Annotated in this window: 15 protein-coding genes; 12 read left to right on the forward strand and 3 right to left on the reverse strand. The window is 43.4% G+C overall.

Going from position 1 to position 16,215, the window contains the following annotated elements:
- Positions 1-11 precede the first annotated feature (11 nt).
- A complete protein-coding gene (locus Q1J64_RS13580) occupies positions 12-2,276 on the forward strand; it encodes a DNA internalization-related competence protein ComEC/Rec2 (RefSeq protein WP_301109627.1) in 2,265 nt (754 codons plus the stop codon).
- A 63-nt stretch (positions 2,277-2,339) separates the two neighbouring features.
- Here Q1J64_RS13580 and Q1J64_RS13585 read toward each other — a convergent pair whose 3' ends face one another.
- Positions 2,340-2,474: a YqzM family protein gene (locus tag Q1J64_RS13585; protein ID WP_153722282.1), complete on the reverse strand. Its 135-nt coding sequence runs from the start codon at positions 2,472-2,474 to the stop codon at positions 2,340-2,342.
- 145 nt (positions 2,475-2,619) lie between these two features.
- Entirely contained in the window at positions 2,620-2,781 is a 162-nt protein-coding gene (locus Q1J64_RS13590) for a hypothetical protein (protein WP_301109628.1), read from the reverse strand.
- Between the two features lie 104 nt (positions 2,782-2,885).
- Between Q1J64_RS13590 and holA the strand changes: the two genes are divergently transcribed.
- A complete protein-coding gene (gene holA / locus Q1J64_RS13595) occupies positions 2,886-3,893 on the forward strand; it encodes a DNA polymerase III subunit delta (protein WP_301109629.1) in 1,008 nt (335 codons plus the stop codon).
- A gap of 60 nt (positions 3,894-3,953) precedes the next feature.
- On the opposite strand, the gene rpsT is transcribed toward holA, so the two are convergent.
- Positions 3,954-4,205, reverse strand: a complete 252-nt coding sequence (rpsT, locus tag Q1J64_RS13600) for a 30S ribosomal protein S20 (protein WP_301109630.1) — start codon at positions 4,203-4,205, stop codon at positions 3,954-3,956.
- Between the two features lie 195 nt (positions 4,206-4,400).
- On the opposite strand from rpsT, the gene gpr reads away from it, so the two are divergent.
- The 10 genes from gpr to Q1J64_RS13650 form a co-directional block, all read left to right on the forward strand.
- Complete coding sequence (gpr, locus tag Q1J64_RS13605; RefSeq protein WP_301109631.1) at positions 4,401-5,438, forward strand: GPR endopeptidase; 1,038 nt, start codon at positions 4,401-4,403, stop codon at positions 5,436-5,438.
- A 56-nt stretch (positions 5,439-5,494) separates the two neighbouring features.
- A complete protein-coding gene (spoIIP, locus tag Q1J64_RS13610) occupies positions 5,495-6,295 on the forward strand; it encodes a stage II sporulation protein P (RefSeq protein ID WP_301109632.1) in 801 nt (266 codons plus the stop codon).
- A gap of 83 nt (positions 6,296-6,378) precedes the next feature.
- Positions 6,379-8,202, forward strand: coding sequence for a translation elongation factor 4 (lepA, locus tag Q1J64_RS13615; RefSeq protein ID WP_301109633.1), 1,824 nt, complete (start codon positions 6,379-6,381; stop codon positions 8,200-8,202).
- A 76-nt stretch (positions 8,203-8,278) separates the two neighbouring features.
- Complete coding sequence (gene hemW / locus Q1J64_RS13620; protein ID WP_301109634.1) at positions 8,279-9,418, forward strand: radical SAM family heme chaperone HemW; 1,140 nt, start codon at positions 8,279-8,281, stop codon at positions 9,416-9,418.
- Positions 9,419-9,508: 90 nt separating this feature from the next.
- On the forward strand, positions 9,509-10,564 hold the full coding sequence (gene hrcA / locus Q1J64_RS13625) for a heat-inducible transcriptional repressor HrcA (protein ID WP_301109635.1): 1,056 nt from the start codon (positions 9,509-9,511) through the stop codon (positions 10,562-10,564).
- Entirely contained in the window at positions 10,561-11,139 is a 579-nt protein-coding gene (grpE, locus tag Q1J64_RS13630; RefSeq protein ID WP_301109636.1) for a nucleotide exchange factor GrpE, read from the forward strand. Before hrcA ends, grpE begins: the two co-directional genes overlap by 4 nt.
- Before the next feature lie 38 nt (positions 11,140-11,177).
- Positions 11,178-13,007: a molecular chaperone DnaK gene (gene dnaK, locus Q1J64_RS13635; protein ID WP_301109638.1), complete on the forward strand. Its 1,830-nt coding sequence runs from the start codon at positions 11,178-11,180 to the stop codon at positions 13,005-13,007.
- 388 nt (positions 13,008-13,395) lie between these two features.
- Positions 13,396-14,517: a molecular chaperone DnaJ gene (dnaJ, locus tag Q1J64_RS13640; RefSeq protein WP_301109639.1), complete on the forward strand. Its 1,122-nt coding sequence runs from the start codon at positions 13,396-13,398 to the stop codon at positions 14,515-14,517.
- 15 nt (positions 14,518-14,532) lie between these two features.
- Positions 14,533-15,477 carry a 50S ribosomal protein L11 methyltransferase gene (gene prmA / locus Q1J64_RS13645; protein ID WP_301109640.1) on the forward strand — a complete coding sequence of 315 codons (945 nt, stop codon included), beginning with the start codon at positions 14,533-14,535 and terminating at the stop codon, positions 15,475-15,477.
- Positions 15,478-15,480: 3 nt separating this feature from the next.
- A partial coding sequence (locus tag Q1J64_RS13650; RefSeq protein ID WP_301109642.1) for a 16S rRNA (uracil(1498)-N(3))-methyltransferase occupies positions 15,481-16,215 on the forward strand: 735 nt, incomplete at its 3' end.

A 16,215-nucleotide genomic window follows, 5' to 3' on the forward strand; every position in this document is an offset into this window, starting at 1 on the left:
CGATACGTTGGATGTATGTAGCGATTCCGATAGCCATTTCTGCCTTTGCAGCGGAAATCTCGGAATCGCTTTTATTACTTAATCTGTTAGTCCTCATTCCTTTCCTCTTTTTGCGAAAAGACTATGTGCATCTTGTGTTAACAGGGGTCATCGTCTGTTTCTCTTTTATGTATTTCTCTAAAACGACTCCTGTTTTATCAGATACTGCTTCTGCAGTACACTTTCAATGGAACGATCAAGTGAAAATAGACGGTGGCAAAATAAAAGGTTTTGCCCGGCTTTCTGACGGAACAAAAGTCTATATGATGTATGCACTTCAATCGGAACATGAAAAAAAGAAATTCCAGTCAGTGAATCTGGCAGCCTATCAATTTACAGCAGATACTGAGCGGAAGGAAATGGAGCCTGCAGCGCACAGCTATGCATTTGATATGGCACGCTATTTACGTATGAACGGGGCAGCAGGGATCATGGAAGTGACGGCACTTCATTCAGGCCAAGAAGTTTTAACAATCCGTAGCCGTTTATCAAACTACCGATACGAATTAAAACAGCATATTTCAGAGTGTTTTCCTGAATCACTTGTGACAGAAGCGGAAGCCCTGTTAATTGGCGACCGTTCCGGCATGGACAGGGAGCTTCAGAAACAGTATCAGACGCTTGGTATCACGCATTTATTCGCAATTTCAGGTCTGCATGTCGGGCTGTTGACATTTTTTATTCGAACGATACTTTTGCGTGCGGGTTTTCGTAGGGAATGGGTAACGTATTTCCTTCTGGGCTTTCTGCCGATCTATGCGTGTGTTGCTGGTGGAGCGCCGTCTGTCTGGCGTGCCGTCTCTGTAACGATGATTCTGCTACTCGCTGTCTCCGGCAAACTTCGACTGAGACTGGATGATGCACTTGCGTTGAGTGCTGCCTGTTTCATCGTTCTGCAACCGCATATCGTCTTTCAGCCAGGTTTTCAGCTGTCTTATCTGGCAGCTTTTTCATTGCTGTATTCTTCCGCGATTCTTCAGCAGGCAAAAAATGGCCTGCATGTATCATTTTTGGTGACAGTGATTACACAAGTGGCACTGTATCCAGTTTTGCTCTATCACTTCTATGAACTGTCTCTGTCCTCCTTTGCTGTCAATCTTCTCTACGTTCCTCTGTATTCAGTATTCATTCTGCCTGCGAATCTGTTGTTGCTTGCGTGCAGTTTCCTTATACCGCCTGCTGCCCGGCTGTTATTCAATTTTTATGAGCCGGTCCGCGCCGCTATAGGTAGCTTTACGTCCTGGCTGGCTTCTTTTCCCTATCAGATGTGGACGCCCGGTCAGCCGGACGGTTTCGGGAGCGCATTAGCTGTTGCGGGAATCTTACTCTTTTTAGTCAGTGTGGAAAGAAAGAAGTCGGTTACGTTTGGTCTTGTCTGCTTGCTTCTTCCAGCCGTATTTATAGAGGTCAAACCTATGTTTCATCGTGATGTGATCATTTCGTATCTAGATGTCGGTCAAGGGGACAGCACAGTCATTGAGCTGCCTTTTCGTAAGGCGGTCTATGTAATTGATACAGGCGGGGTCGTGCACTTCGGTGAAAAGAATTGGAAGACACCTGAAAAACCATTTGAAGTCGGACGTAATATCGTCGTTCCTTATCTGAAGGCGAAAGGAATAACGAAAATAGACCGCCTGATTATCACGCATGCTGATCTGGACCATATGGAAGGAGCGGATGAAGTATTGGAAGAATTAAAAGTAAGGGAAATCCATATGCCTCCGGGGAGCGAGCAGGAAAACACGATGAAGGATGTGCTGCGGCTGGCGGATGAGCAAGAGATTGCTGTAAAGCTGGTCAGTGAAGGTGTCAATTGGCGGGTTGCTGCATATGATTTTCTATATGTAGCTCCGGGTGAAAGAGCATACGAGGGAAATGACAGTTCATTGGTAATGCTGATGAAAGCAGGAGACTGGACGTTTATCTTTCCCGGAGATCTTGAAACGGATGGAGAAAAGCGGTTGCTGAGCAGTTATAGAGGAACAGATTTCGGTCGAGTAATTTTAAAAGCAGGACATCACGGCAGCAAGACGTCGAGTACAGAGCCATTTGTTCGTCATTTAATGCCTGAGCTTGCTATTATTTCTGCGGGACGCAACAGCCGTTACGGCCATCCGCACGCTGAAGTGACGGATCGTTTTAAAGCTTACGGTATACCATATTTGACGACGGCAGAAAAGGGAACTATAGAAATTCGCGTACAAAAGAATTCTTATTCAGTAAAGTCTTCGCGCTAAAACCTGAAAAACAAATAGACACAGCCGCATGTTTACGGCTGTGTCTATTTTATCCGATAATAATTAGCGGGCGACGAAATCGATAATCGTAGCAACAACAAAAATTGCAGAAAAACCGATAAACGAAACGATAAAGCCGATGCCTGAATCAATCGCGTCATTGCGTTTTGATTGTACATCATGTTCAAATTCATTCATTGCTACACCTCCTAATTCCATACTAAGTATAGATGAAAGTGAAATAAAAATCCATAAAAAATGCAGTTTAATGGACGGGCAATGAACGATGACACAATTTGTTCAAAAAGTAGGTCGTTTCACAAGCCGTTTGTAGCCGAAATGCTTAATAATATTTATCTTTCTCTGCCTTTTCCCGATGGTTCGGCGTCATCGGTTGCTGTTTTGGCTGCAAGTGGTCGAGCTCCGCGAGTTCCAATGAAATTTCTTCTTTTTCATTGGACTTTATTCCGGAGCCTTTTGCAGCGACTTTTTTATTTCGATTCATCTATAAAAACCTCCTTTATTGATTAGTGTGTTGATTCCTGAGCAATTCATGTATCAGCAGCAGAGGTTTTTACGATATACTAATGCATAGTTGAGGTGAAAAACATGGTGACGAAAATTTGGAAAGAAATTGAAAAGGGCGATGTGCAGTCAGTCTATTTATTGACGGGCACAGAGCAGCATTTGATAGATGAGACAGTAAAACGGCTGATACGTGCAGTGCCAGGAATGACTTCTTCAGAGGTCAATCGCTTCGATTTAGAAGAATTGCCGGTGCAGACGGTGCTCGAAGTAGCGGATGAATTGCCTTTTCTGGTAGATCATAAGCTGATCGTTGCAAAAAATTGTACGTTTTTGAAAGCAACGGACAGTTCAAAGGAAAAGCAGCCGCATCAACTGGAACTGCTGGAAAAGTGGCTGGAAAATCCGTCACCTACTTCAACGGTTGTATTTGTGGCGCCTTATGAAAAATTGGATGCACGCAAAAAGATAACCAAAATAATGAAGAAGTATGCGGTCGTTGTAGAAGCTGTGGCACTTCAGGGTCAAGACATGACGACTTGGATCATGCAGCAGGCCAGAGATAAAGGAGTGACGATCGATAAGAAGGAAGCTGCGTTCTTGATTGAAATGGCTGGCTCCGATTTGCTGACGCTGTCAACAGAAGTGGAAAAGTTAGCGGGATATTTGTCGTATTCCGGAACGGTAACAGAGGATATTATTGAACAGCTTGTGCCAAGAACACCAGAAATGGATGTATTTCGTCTGACGGATTCATTCGTCAACAATCGTAAAGCTGAATCGCTGGCTGTTTATCATGATTTGCTTCGCAACGGTGAAGAACCGATTATGCTGGCTTCGTTAATTGCGAGTCAAGTTAGGCTCATGATTCATGTAGTGAATCTGCGAAAAAAGGGATATCAGCAGCAGCAAATCGCCACGACTCTACATATTCATCCGTATCGTGTGAAATTGATGATGCAAAGAAGCCTGCCAGCGTTGCCGATTTTAATGAAAGCACTGGATGATCTGGCGACGATTGATCTGCTGCTGAAAACGATGAGCGGCAATCGACAGCGGCGCCTGGAGTTATTTTTGATGAATGGTTTGTAGGATATATCGTAAATAATATAAAAAAAGACTGCCATCATAAGAGTGGCAGTCTTTTTTATTTTATTGAGCTTTTTTAGTTAAGCGTGATTTTTGACGAGCTGCAGTGTTTTTATGGATAAGACCTTTACGGGCAGCAGTATCCACTTTTTTCACAGCATCCTTCAAAAGCGCTTGTGCGTTTTCATCATTGCTGATAAGAGCAGCGTCCGCTTTACGGATTGCTGTACGCATAGCAGCTTTCACATGTGAGTTTTGCACGTTAGCCGCGTCACTTTGTTTCACGCGTTTAATTGCACCTTTAATGTTTGGCATTTCATTCACCTCCAGCTTTCAGGTAAGGCAAGAGTATTTCCACTATCATCCGGACATCTCTTTACAACAAGCATAATTTTAACAAAGCTTATGGGAGAATGCAAGAAAAAAAGGTAAAGTATATCGGCTTTACAGCAATCTGTTTCGGAATAATCACCGCTTTTTTGCACAAGCTTTACTTAAGAGGTGAATACCATGGCGGAAATTAATTATTATCGGTCTGATTTAATTGATGAAAGTGATGAATTTGTCAGGCATCAGGGAGCCGATGAAGAAAAGAAACTAAAGCAAATGGCGGGTATATCTGTAGAAGAACAGACGATTGGCAGAATCAAAGCGACGACTGTTAAAGTTACAGCAGAAGGCGAGGAAGAGATCGGAAAAGCGAAAGGTACATACATTACGCTTACTGTCCCGACACTCGCGGTTCATGAAACAGATGAATTGGCAAAGCTTTGTGACACAGTCGTTGAAAAAATGGATCATTTGTTAAAAGAACGGTTGAATGGCAAATTAGATAAAATGCTTTTTATCGGTCTTGGCAATCCGGATATCACGCCAGACGCGGTAGGTCCTGTGACGATGGGATTTGTGAAAGAAATTATACCGGACTATTATGTGGAAGATGAAAGTGGGATCTTGGTCTATGCACCGGGCGTGACAATTCAGACAGGGCTTGAGACAGCATCATTCGTTAAGGCAATTGTAGAAGAAGCAAAACCTGATGTCTTGATTGTTGTCGACGCATTGGCTGCCAGAAGCAGTACACGACTGTGCCGAACAGTCCAATTAACAGATACAGGAATCCATCCTGGCTCGGGCGTCGGGAACAGCAGGAAGGAGTTGTCTGAAAAAAGCCTCGGTATACCTGTTATCGCAATCGGTGTGCCTACCGTAGTAGACGGCCCTGTACTTGTTGCAGACGCGATTGATACGATGTTCGGCTATATAGCAGCGAAAATAGAAGAGGAAGGAATGCCGTCAGCTAAATTGGCTACTCCACGTTTTGCACAGCGCTCAACGAAGGATGCGGACCGTACTGCGTTGGCTCCAATCTTCGGTGACTGGTCTTCCTGGTCGCATGAGGAACGAATTCAGTTATTTGAAGAAGTCCTGACCCAACAAGAATTATCGACGTTTATCTCACCGAAGGAAATTGATTCGTGGGTGGCACAATATGCATCATGCCTTTCATATTCTTTATTGAATTGGATTAGAAAAGTCAAAGTGTAATTCAGTCATGGCCCTTTTTCCTTCTGCATACAGTGGAAGATAGAGGAGGGAGCATCATGAAAAAAACTTTGCAAATCTGGATGAGCATCATATTCCTACTATTCATCTTCCCCGTCGTTCTACAGTTCCTGCCTAAAGAACCGACAATTCCACCTGCCTTCTCATTGAAGGAACCAAGCAAGATTGTCTATGCGTCGAATATTTTGGAAGAAGATATCGCGCCGAAAGTGGAAGGGAATGTGCTTATTTATACGACGCATTCCCATGAAGCATATGAACCGATTACGAAAGCAGCTGACGGAAAAATAGCGGCGTCTCACCATTCAGAAAATATTATGAAGGTTGGCAGTAAACTGAAAGACAATCTGAACGTTAATGGTGTCACAGCTGAACAACTCGATCTTGATATCGTTCGAGTAATGCAGCAGGAAAAAATCCCGTATCACCGTTCCTACGCAGCCATTCGTCCGTATGTGAAGGAAAAAGTAGAAAAGAAGTCTTATGATCTTGTGATTGATCTGCATCGAGATTCTTTAGGTCCTTCCAGAACGACGATTACCCATGAGAACCAACGCTATGCAAAAGTCGGATTTGTTGTGGGTAAAGAGCATCCTTTCTTCGAAAAGAACTTAGGCAAAGCCAAACAACTAAAAGATCAAATGGAACAGCGTGTGCCCGGAATCACAAGGGAAATTATTATTAAAGGCGGTCGTGGCGTTGATGGAAAATACAATCAGGACCTCGATACGAGCATGATTTTAATTGAGCTTGGCGGTGTGGGGAATACGGAAACGGAGCTGAATCAGACTATTTCGGTCATTGGAGAATCCGTTTCTGCGTTACTGACTGTGCAATAACCTCTCAAATATTGAAGTCTGCAAGGTTCACTGCTATAATTCAATTAGTCTAAATAGGTTCGTAAACGTAGGAGTGAACAGGGATGAATCAAGAGCAGAGAGCAGCACGTCAGAAGAACATACGGAATTTTTCTATCATCGCCCATATCGATCATGGGAAATCGACGTTAGCTGATCGTATTTTGGAAAAAACTGAAACCGTAAGCAAACGTAATTTGAAATCACAAACATTGGATTCCATGGATTTGGAACGCGAGCGCGGCATTACTATTAAACTGAATGCTGTCCAATTAACATACACCGCTAAAAATGGTGAAGATTATACGTTTCATTTAATTGATACACCGGGACACGTCGACTTTACGTATGAAGTATCAAGAAGTCTCGCAGCATGTGAAGGCGCTATTCTGGTCGTCGACGCAGCTCAGGGGATCGAAGCTCAAACACTGGCAAACGTTTATCTGGCGCTGGATAATGATTTGGAGATCCTGCCGGTAATCAATAAAATTGATCTTCCTGCTGCAGATCCTGAAAAGGTTAGACAAGAAGTGGAAGATGTCATCGGACTTGATGCATCAGAAGCGGTTCTGGCTTCTGCCAAAGCGGGTATCGGTATCGAAGAAATTTTAGAGCAAATTGTTGAAAAAGTACCCGCCCCTGAAGGAGATCCGAATGCTCCTTTGAAAGCGCTGATATTTGACTCGCATTATGATCAGTATAAAGGCGTTATTGTTAATATACGAATTGTAGAAGGCAGGGTAAAACCTGGCGACAAAATTCGTATGATGGCAACAGGAAAAGAATTTGAAGTTCTTGAAACAGGTGTTTTTACCCCAACAATATCTATGCGTGATGAATTGACTGTAGGGGATGTTGGTTTCTTATCTGCGTCTATTAAAAACGTTGGAGATACGCGCGTCGGAGATACGGTGACAACAGTAGAAAACTCTGCAAGCGAGCCATTACCTGGTTATCGCCGCATGAATCCAATGGTTTTCTGCGGACTGTATCCGATTGACACATCAAAATACAATGATTTGCGTGAAGCGTTGGAGAAACTGGAACTGAATGATTCCGCTTTGGAATACGAAGCAGAGACATCTCAGGCCCTTGGTTTCGGCTATCGTTGTGGTTTCCTCGGTCTGTTGCATATGGAGATCATTCAAGAGCGGATCGAACGTGAATTTAAAATCGATTTAATTACAACAGCGCCAAGCGTAATTTATAAAGTGAATTTAACGGACGGTTCTACCATGAATGTTGATAACCCGTCTATGATGCCGACTGCACAAAAAGTTGATTTTGTAGAAGAGCCTTATGTGAAAGCGTCTATCATGGTGCCTAACGACTATGTAGGGGCTGTTATGGAGTTATGTCAGCACAAACGCGGTGATTTCATTACAATGGATTATATGGACAGTACGCGTGTAAACGTTATTTATGAACTGCCACTCGCGGAAATCGTCTACGACTTCTTCGACCAGTTGAAGTCCGGTACAAAGGGCTATGCATCTCTTGACTACGAGCTGATTGGCTATAAACGTTCGAAACTCGTGAAAATGGATATCTTGCTGAACGGCGAGCATGTCGATGCGTTAAGTTTCATTGTCCACAATGACTTCAGCTACGAGCGCGGAAAAGCAATCGTAGAAAAGTTAAAGTCTCTCATTCCGAGACAGCAGTTTGAAGTGCCTGTACAGGCGGCCATCGGTCAAAAAATCGTGGCCCGTTCTACTATCAAGTCGATGGGTAAGAACGTTTTGGCTAAATGTTACGGTGGAGATATTTCCCGTAAACGTAAACTTCTTGAGAAACAAAAAGAAGGAAAGAAAAAGATGAAACAAGTAGGATCGGTAGAAGTGCCTCAAGAGGCATTCATGGCGGTTCTGAAGATGGATGAAGACTAAACAGACAGTTGCAAAGAGGGCAAAAAAACGCCCTCTTTTTGCTGTTTACATACTTAAATAAAAGGGAGTTACAAGCATGCGTGGTGTGTATATTCATATCCCATTTTGCCAGCAAATCTGCCATTACTGTGATTTCAATAAAGTGTTTTTAAAAAATCAGCCTGTAGATCAATATATCGAGTCAATTGGTGACGAGTTCCGTCTCATGCAGGAAGCGGGGCATTCTTTCGAACAGGTGGAAACTGTCTTTCTTGGTGGCGGAACACCAACTGCACTCAATGTTAAGCAACTGGACCGCTTACTGACAATCGTCGCACACTTCGTAGATGTCGAGTCACTGCGTGAATTCACAACAGAAGCGAATCCCGACGATCTATCTGAAGCTCAGCTTGCCGTTTTAAAAGAGAAAGGCGTTACCCGGCTGTCGATTGGCGTGCAGTCATTCAATGAGAGACTGCTGCATCAAATTGGCAGGACGCATTCCACAGATGACGTGGAACGTGTGATTAAATCAGCGCGTTCTGTTGGGTTTGAAAACATTAGCCTTGATCTAATGTATGCCTTACCTACACAGACCGTTAAAGAATGGGAAGAAACTCTTGATCGTGCTCTGGCGCTAGATTTGCCACATTACTCCGCATACTCATTAATAGTGGAGCCGAAAACGGTCTTCTATAACCGCATGACCAAAGGAAAGTTACCTCTGCCTGGAGAAGATGCCGAAGCGGAAATGTTCGCTATGGTTATGGATCGTATGAATGAAGCAAACCGGCTGCAGTACGAAATTAGTAATTTTGCAATTCCGGGCTATCCATCGTTTCATAACCTGATCTATTGGGAAAACTCTCAATATGCTGGAATTGGAGCGGGGGCCCACGGTTACCTGGGTTCCCACAGATACGCTAATGTAGGTCCGTTGAAACATTATATTGAAAGACTGGCATCGAATGAGTTGCCGATCAAGAACACACATGAAGTGACCCGGAAAGAATCAATGGAAGAAGAAATGTTCCTCGGGCTCCGGAAAACCCAGGGCGTTTCAATTCCTCTTTTCGAACAGAAATTTAATAAGCCTATTGAAGAAGTCTTTGGCGCACCAATTGAAAAGATGCAAAAACAGGGATTACTGCAAGTGAAGGATGATCGGCTATACCTAACGAGAAACGGTATTTTTCAGGGCAATAATGTCTTCGAACAATTTTTGCTCGAAGACTGAGTTTGATTCGTTGACATGCAAATTATAATTTGATAAATTATGAGTAGTATTAGCACTCGAAGTTAATGAGTGCTAACAGGAGTGATGATCATGTTGACAAACAGACAATTACTCATACTGCAATTGACGGTGAAAGATTTTATTGAGTCTGCCCAGCCCGTTGGTTCCAGACAGCTGTCAAAGAAACCGGAAGCGCCATACAGTTCAGCTACAATACGGAATGACATGGCAGATCTGGAGGATATGGGTTATTTAGAAAAGACTCACACATCATCTGGAAGGATTCCATCTGAAAAAGGTTATCGTTTTTTTGTGGATCATTTATTACAGCCACAGACCTTGAATTTGGAAGACAGTATACAGTTGCGAACTGTATTTCAGGAAAAAGTAGGAGAGTCAGAAGAATTAATTCGGAAATCTGCAACGATTTTGTCTGAACTGACGAATTATACTTCCATCCTGCTCGGCCCTGATACTTCGACGCATGCTGTAAAGAAATTTTCAATTGTTCCATTGGATCAGAAGAAAGCTGTTGCGATTATCGTAACGGACAATGGCCATGTGGAGAATCGAATTTTCGACGTTCCAGAAGGACTGTCTGCCTCTGATATTGAAAAGACGGTCAATATTTTAAATGAACGCCTGATAGGCACCTCTCTTGTACAGCTTCAGCAAAAGCTGCTACAAGAAGCAAAACATGTATTTCAGCAACATATTCACCAAGCCGAGAAATTATTCAGTTCTCTGCAGCATGCTGTTGCAGTCGAGCCTGAAGAACGACTTTATTTCGGTGGTAAATTGAATATGTGGAAACAGCCTGAATTTCATGACTTTCAAAAAATGAAGGCATTCTTTGAACTGATGGAAAAAGGAAATCCCGCTATGGCTTTGTTTCAAAAGAACGACCAGGGGATCCACGTTCGCATTGGTTCCGAGAACAAAGTAATTGATATGGAAGATTACAGTGTAATCACTTCTACTTATTCAGCAGGTGAGAATATGGAAGGTTCCATTGCAATTATTGGTCCGAAACGGATGGATTACGGAAGAGTCATCACTTTGCTTGATATTCTAAGTAGTGATTTATCTTCTGCACTACACCGGCTGACGATCGGACAAGAAGCAGACAGGGGGCAAGACACGTGACTGAAAAAGAAGAACTCCAACCAAACGATCAGAATGAGACTGGTTCTGATGAAGAGCAAATTCTGGAAGAAACAACTGAACAGCAGAATGAACCTGCCGAAGAACTCAGTGAAACAGAACTACTTACAGCAAAAATAGACGAACTGACAAAAGCGCTTGAAGAAGAGGAAAGCAAGAAATTACGTGTGCTGGCTGATATGGAGAACGTCAAACGACGTGCTTCACTTGATTACCAGGCGCTTCAGACTTATCGATCGCAAAGCGTAATGGTGAACGTTCTTCCTGTTCTGGATAACTTTGAACGCGCACTTTCTGTGGAAGTGAAAGAAGCAGAAAGCCAGTCGATTCTTACTGGAATGGACATGGTCTATCGTTCATTAGTAGAAGCACTGAAATCAGAAGGCTTGGAAGAAATCGAAGCAAAAGATCAGGAATTTGATCCAAATTTCCACCAGGCTGTGATGACAGGAAACGATGAAACAAAAGAGTCTGGAATTGTTTTGGAAGAACTGCAAAAAGGGTATAAGCTGAAAGAACGCGTTCTGCGGCCTTCCATGGTAAGAGTAAACGAGTAACTTACATTATTTGATGAAAACTAGGAGGAAAATCACACATGAGTAAAATTATCGGTATTGACTTAGGTACAACAAACTCAGTAGTAGCAGTATATGAAGGCGGAGAAGCGAAAGTTATTCCAAACCCAGAAGGTAACCGTACAACTCCTTCAGTCGTTGCGTTTAAAAATGGCGAGCGTCAAGTAGGGGAAGTGGCAAAGCGCCAGTCCATTACAAATCCACACACAATCATGTCTGTTAAAAGACATATGGGATCTGACTTCAAAGTAGAAGCAGACGGCAAAGAGTATTCACCACAGGAAGTTTCTGCAATGATCCTTCAATACATGAAAGGCTATGCAGAAGACTACTTAGGGGAAAAAGTAACGAAAGCAGTTATTACAGTGCCTGCTTACTTTAACGATGCACAGCGCCAGGCAACAAAGGATGCAGGAACTATTGCTGGTCTTGAAGTAGAGCGTATCATTAACGAGCCAACAGCTGCAGGACTTGCTTACGGTATGGATAAAACAGACGAAGACCAAACGATTCTTGTATATGACCTGGGTGGCGGTACATTTGACGTTTCCATCCTTGAGTTAGGCGACGGTGTATTCCAGGTTCGTTCTACAGCAGGTGACAACAAACTTGGCGGAGACGACTTTGATGATATCATCATCGACTATCTGGTACAGGAATTCCGTAAAGAGAATGCGATTGACCTTTCAAAAGACAAAATGGCAATGCAGCGTTTGAAAGATGCAGCCGAAAAAGCGAAGAAAGATTTGTCAGGTGTGACTTCTACTCAGATTTCACTGCCGTTTATCACTGCTGGAGATGCAGGTCCTCTTCACTTGGAAATCACATTGACACGCGGTAAATTTGATGAATTAACAGCTGGTTTAGTAGAACGCTCAATGGTTCCTACACGTCAGGCGTTAAAAGATGCAGATCTTTCTCCATCTGATATCGACCGCGTAATCCTTGTCGGCGGATCAACACGCATCCCTGCTGTACAGGAAGCAATTAAAAAAGCAACAGGAAAAGAGCCGTTCAAAGGCGTTAACCCGGACGAAGTAGTAGCGATGGGTGCTGCAGTTCAAGGTTCAATCTTGACTGGTGACGTTAAAGACGTAGTATTGCTTGACGTTACACCACTTTCATTAGGAATTGAGACAATGGGTTCTGTCTTCACAAAACTAATTGATCGCAACACAACAATTCCTACTAGTAAGTCGCAAGTATTCTCGACTGCAGCAGATAATCAGCCGGCAGTAGATATTCACGTATTGCAAGGTGAGCGCCCGATGGCGACAGACAATAAAACGCTTGGCCGTTTCCAATTGACTGATATTCCACCGGCACCACGCGGTGTTCCACAAATCGAAGTAACTTTTGATATTGACAAAAACGGTATCGTAAACGTTAAAGCGAAGGACCTTGGAACACAGAAAGAGCAAAACATTACAATCCAGTCTTCATCAGGCTTATCTGACGAAGAAATTGAACAAATGGTAAAAGACGCTGAAGCACACGCTGAAGACGACAAGAAGCGTAAAGAAGAAGCTGAATTACGCAACGAAGCGGACCAGTTAGTGTTCATGGCTGAAAAAACGCTGAAAGATCTTGAAGGTAAAGTAGACGAAGCAGAAATCAAAGAAGCTCAGGATGCATTGGACGAGTTGAAAGCTGCTAATGAATCAGGAGATCTTGAAGAAATCCGTACGAAGAAAGAAAAACTCGACGGTTTGGTTCAGGCACTTTCTGTTAAATTGTACGAGCAGGCTGCAGCAGAAGCGCAAGCAGCTGAAGGTGCAGGGCAAGGTACTCCAGAAGACGATGTAGTCGACGCAGACTTTGAAGAAGTAGACGACAAAGAGAATAAATAAAATATTTAAGTTGAATTAACGTTTTAGACTAGTAACCATGCATTGTAAATATTGCTCAGTTGATTGTAGTGCAAAGCAGCTATTGCCGCGTCCTGCGGCAATAGCTGCAGGACTCACTTCGCAGCCCACAGCTAAACGCACTCTGGAAGGATCAGCCCGACAAGTGATGACAACTTAGGGGAGCGAAGCGAAAAAGCGTCCGTCTGGAACGGCAATCAACGGAACTAAGTATCTGCTGCAATACAAGTTTTGAAATTCAACTTATATAAATCTTGACGGAAAAGTCAAAGTCCGAAATTCCGGCTTTGACTTTTTCGTTTGTTAACACAATTCATTTTCCACGTGGTACAATGGGCCACAGATAAAATGCGACAAGGGGTGCAAATGAATGAGTAAACGAGATTACTATGACGTGTTGGGTGTCTCTAAATCCGCCACAAAAGAAGAAATACGTAAAGCATATCGATCGCTTTCTAAAAAATACCATCCAGACTTAAACAAAGAAGCGGATGCTGAAATGAAGTTTAAAGAGGTTACTGAAGCATTTGAAGTGCTGAGTGACGAGAGTAAGCGTGCGAACTACGACCAATTCGGCCATGAAGGTCCGAATCAAGGGTTTGGTGGTTTCGGCGGTGGCGGTGCTGAAGGCTTTGGCTTCGAAGACATATTCAGCACATTTTTCGGCGGCAGCGCAAGAAGACGCGATCCGAACGCACCGCAAAAAGGAAACGACCTGCAATATACAATGACAGTGGACTTTATGGACGCGATTTTCGGCAAAAAGACTGAAATCGAAATTCCGCGTGAAGAAGTTTGTGATACATGTGACGGAACCGGCGCTAAAAAAGGTACTAGTGTGAAGACTTGTACAGAATGTAAGGGTTCGGGTGAAATTTCTGTTGCACAGAACACACCGTTCGGCCAAGTGGTCAACCGCAGAACATGTTCTACTTGTCAGGGAACCGGTAAAATTATTCCTGAAAAATGTGAGACGTGTCACGGCAAAGGTCGTGTGAATAAAAAGAAAGTAATTGAAGTATCCATTCCGGCAGGTGTCGACCAGGGACAGCGTCTGCGTGTCAGCGGACAGGGTGAAGCTGGAATTAACGGCGGACCTCCAGGGGACTTATATATTGTCTTTAATGTACGTCCACATAAGAAGTTCATTCGTGAGGAAGACGATATTATCCTCGAGCTTTCATTGACATTCCCGCAGGCTTCACTCGGAGATGAATTGGAAGTTCCTACTGTACACGGGAAAGTGAAATTGAAAATTCCTGCAGGTACACAGAACGGCACAAATTTCCGGTTGCGCGGTAAAGGAGTTCCGAATGTACACGGTCACGGAATTGGTGATCAGCACGTAATTGTCAAAGTAGTAACACCGAAGAAAATGACTGAGAAACAAAAAGAATTGCTGCGAGAGTTTGCTTCTATTGAGGGAGAAACACCTGATGAGTACTCCAGTTCATTCTTTGATAAAATCAAGCGTACTTTCAAAGGCGAATGAAAGGATTGAAGAGCTGTGAAATGGTCTGAAGTTTCCGTCCATACTACGCACGAGGCAACTGAGGCTGTCGCAAATATCCTGCACGAAGCGGGAGCAAGCGGCGTCATTATTGAAGACTCCAAAGAACCTGATAAAGAACGTGTCAATCAGTTTGGAGAGATGTATGCACTGGATCGGGACGATTTCCCAAATGAAGGAGTCGTCATTAAAGCCTATCTGCCTGTCAACAGTTTCATTAATGAAACTGTTCAGGAACTGGAGCTGGAAATTGAAGGACTTCGTCAATTTTCATTGGATCCAGGCAAATTTACCATTGGCATAACTGAGGTCGATGAAGAGGACTGGGCGAATTCATGGAAACAATATTACCATCCGGTGAAAATTTCGCAGCGGTTTACCATTGTGCCTACTTGGGAAGAGTATACGCCTGTTGAAACGGATGAATTAATCATCGAATTAGATCCTGGCATGGCATTCGGTACGGGTACACATCCAACAACTGTTCTTTGCTTGCAGGCGCTGGAGAAATATCTGGAGCCCGAGCAGACAATTGTCGATGTCGGTACAGGATCGGGTGTACTTGCAATAGGAGCGGCATTGCTTGGTGCTAAACAAATTACTGCACTTGATTTAGATGAAGTGGCAGTCCGCGCGGCGCAGGAAAATGTTGCGTATAACCATGTGGAGGACCGCATCACTGTTCTTAAAGGTAATCTTTTGGATTCAATAGAAGAACCGCCTGATCTGATTATCGCAAACATTCTGGCAGACATCATCATGTCGTTTTCAAAAGATGCATTTGATCTCGTCAAACCAGGCGGCTTATTCATTACGTCTGGTATTATCGGACAAAAACGTGATGAAGTGCGTGATGATTTAATTTCTAAAGGATTTGAAATCGTTGAGACGGTACTTATGGAAGACTGGGTAGCCATCATTGCGCGTAAAGGGCGTGAGTAAACCTTGCAGCGATATTTTATAGAAAACTCTTTTGATGAGCAAAATACTCTGTCCGTAGCCGGAGAAGATTTCAAGCATATCGTCAAAGTAATGCGAATGACTCCCGGGGATGAAATCATTACGGTTTATAACGGAACTGCAGCTGTGGCGGTCATTAATGAAATCACAGATAACCACGTAGTCGTCGAAAAGCAGCGCGAGCTCGGACAGGATGCTGAAATGCCCATTCAAGTGACGCTAGCCTGCGGTCTTCCGAAAGGTGATAAGCTGGATCTAATCACGCAAAAAGGAACAGAGCTTGGAATGACTGCTCTAATTCCTTTTGCAGCCGGGCGTTCAATCGTTAAATGGGATGCTTCGAAAAGCGGTAAAAAAATAGAACGTCTACAAAAAATCGCAAAAGAAGCAGCCGAACAGTGCCATCGCAATTACATACCGAAAATTCATTCGGTCCACAATCTGAAACAATTGATTGAATCAGCTGCCAACTTTGACGTCAAACTGTTCGCAGACGAAGAAGATGCAAAAAGTGATATTCCTCATAAGATTGCAGACCGGCTGAAAAACGTGTATCATAAACAGTCGATATTAGTTGTTTTCGGACCGGAGGGCGGATTGGCAAGAGAGGAAGCAGAAATGCTACAGGAAGCAGGATTTCTTGCCGTATCGCTTGGACCTAGAATACTACGAACGGAAACGGCGCCTTTATATTTATTGTCCGCTATGTCTTATGAATTT

This window comes from Sporosarcina sp., from assembly GCF_029257255.1.
GTDB lineage: Bacteria > Bacillota > Bacilli > Bacillales_A > Planococcaceae > Sporosarcina.

Excerpts from the sequence above, each read along its gene's own strand:
- Q1J64_RS13590 (WP_301109628.1), bottom strand. The coding sequence starts at position 2,781 with ATGAATCGAAATAAAAAAGTCGCTGCAAAAGGCTCCGGAATAAAGTCC.
- spoIIP (WP_301109632.1), top strand. The coding sequence starts at position 5,495 with ATGAAAAAAACTTTGCAAATCTGGATGAGCATCATATTCCTACTATTC.
- lepA (WP_301109633.1), top strand. The coding sequence starts at position 6,379 with ATGAATCAAGAGCAGAGAGCAGCACGTCAGAAGAACATACGGAATTTT.
- hemW (WP_301109634.1), top strand. The coding sequence starts at position 8,279 with ATGCGTGGTGTGTATATTCATATCCCATTTTGCCAGCAAATCTGCCAT.
- dnaJ (WP_301109639.1), top strand. The coding sequence starts at position 13,396 with ATGAGTAAACGAGATTACTATGACGTGTTGGGTGTCTCTAAATCCGCC.
- Q1J64_RS13580 (WP_301109627.1), top strand. The coding sequence starts at position 12 with ATGTATGTAGCGATTCCGATAGCCATTTCTGCCTTTGCAGCGGAAATC.
- holA (WP_301109629.1), top strand. The coding sequence starts at position 2,886 with ATGGTGACGAAAATTTGGAAAGAAATTGAAAAGGGCGATGTGCAGTCA.
- dnaK (WP_301109638.1), top strand. The coding sequence starts at position 11,178 with ATGAGTAAAATTATCGGTATTGACTTAGGTACAACAAACTCAGTAGTA.
- gpr (WP_301109631.1), top strand. The coding sequence starts at position 4,401 with ATGGCGGAAATTAATTATTATCGGTCTGATTTAATTGATGAAAGTGAT.
- Q1J64_RS13585 (WP_153722282.1), bottom strand. The coding sequence starts at position 2,474 with ATGAATGAATTTGAACATGATGTACAATCAAAACGCAATGACGCGATT.
- rpsT (WP_301109630.1), bottom strand. The coding sequence starts at position 4,205 with ATGCCAAACATTAAAGGTGCAATTAAACGCGTGAAACAAAGTGACGCG.
- hrcA (WP_301109635.1), top strand. The coding sequence starts at position 9,509 with ATGTTGACAAACAGACAATTACTCATACTGCAATTGACGGTGAAAGAT.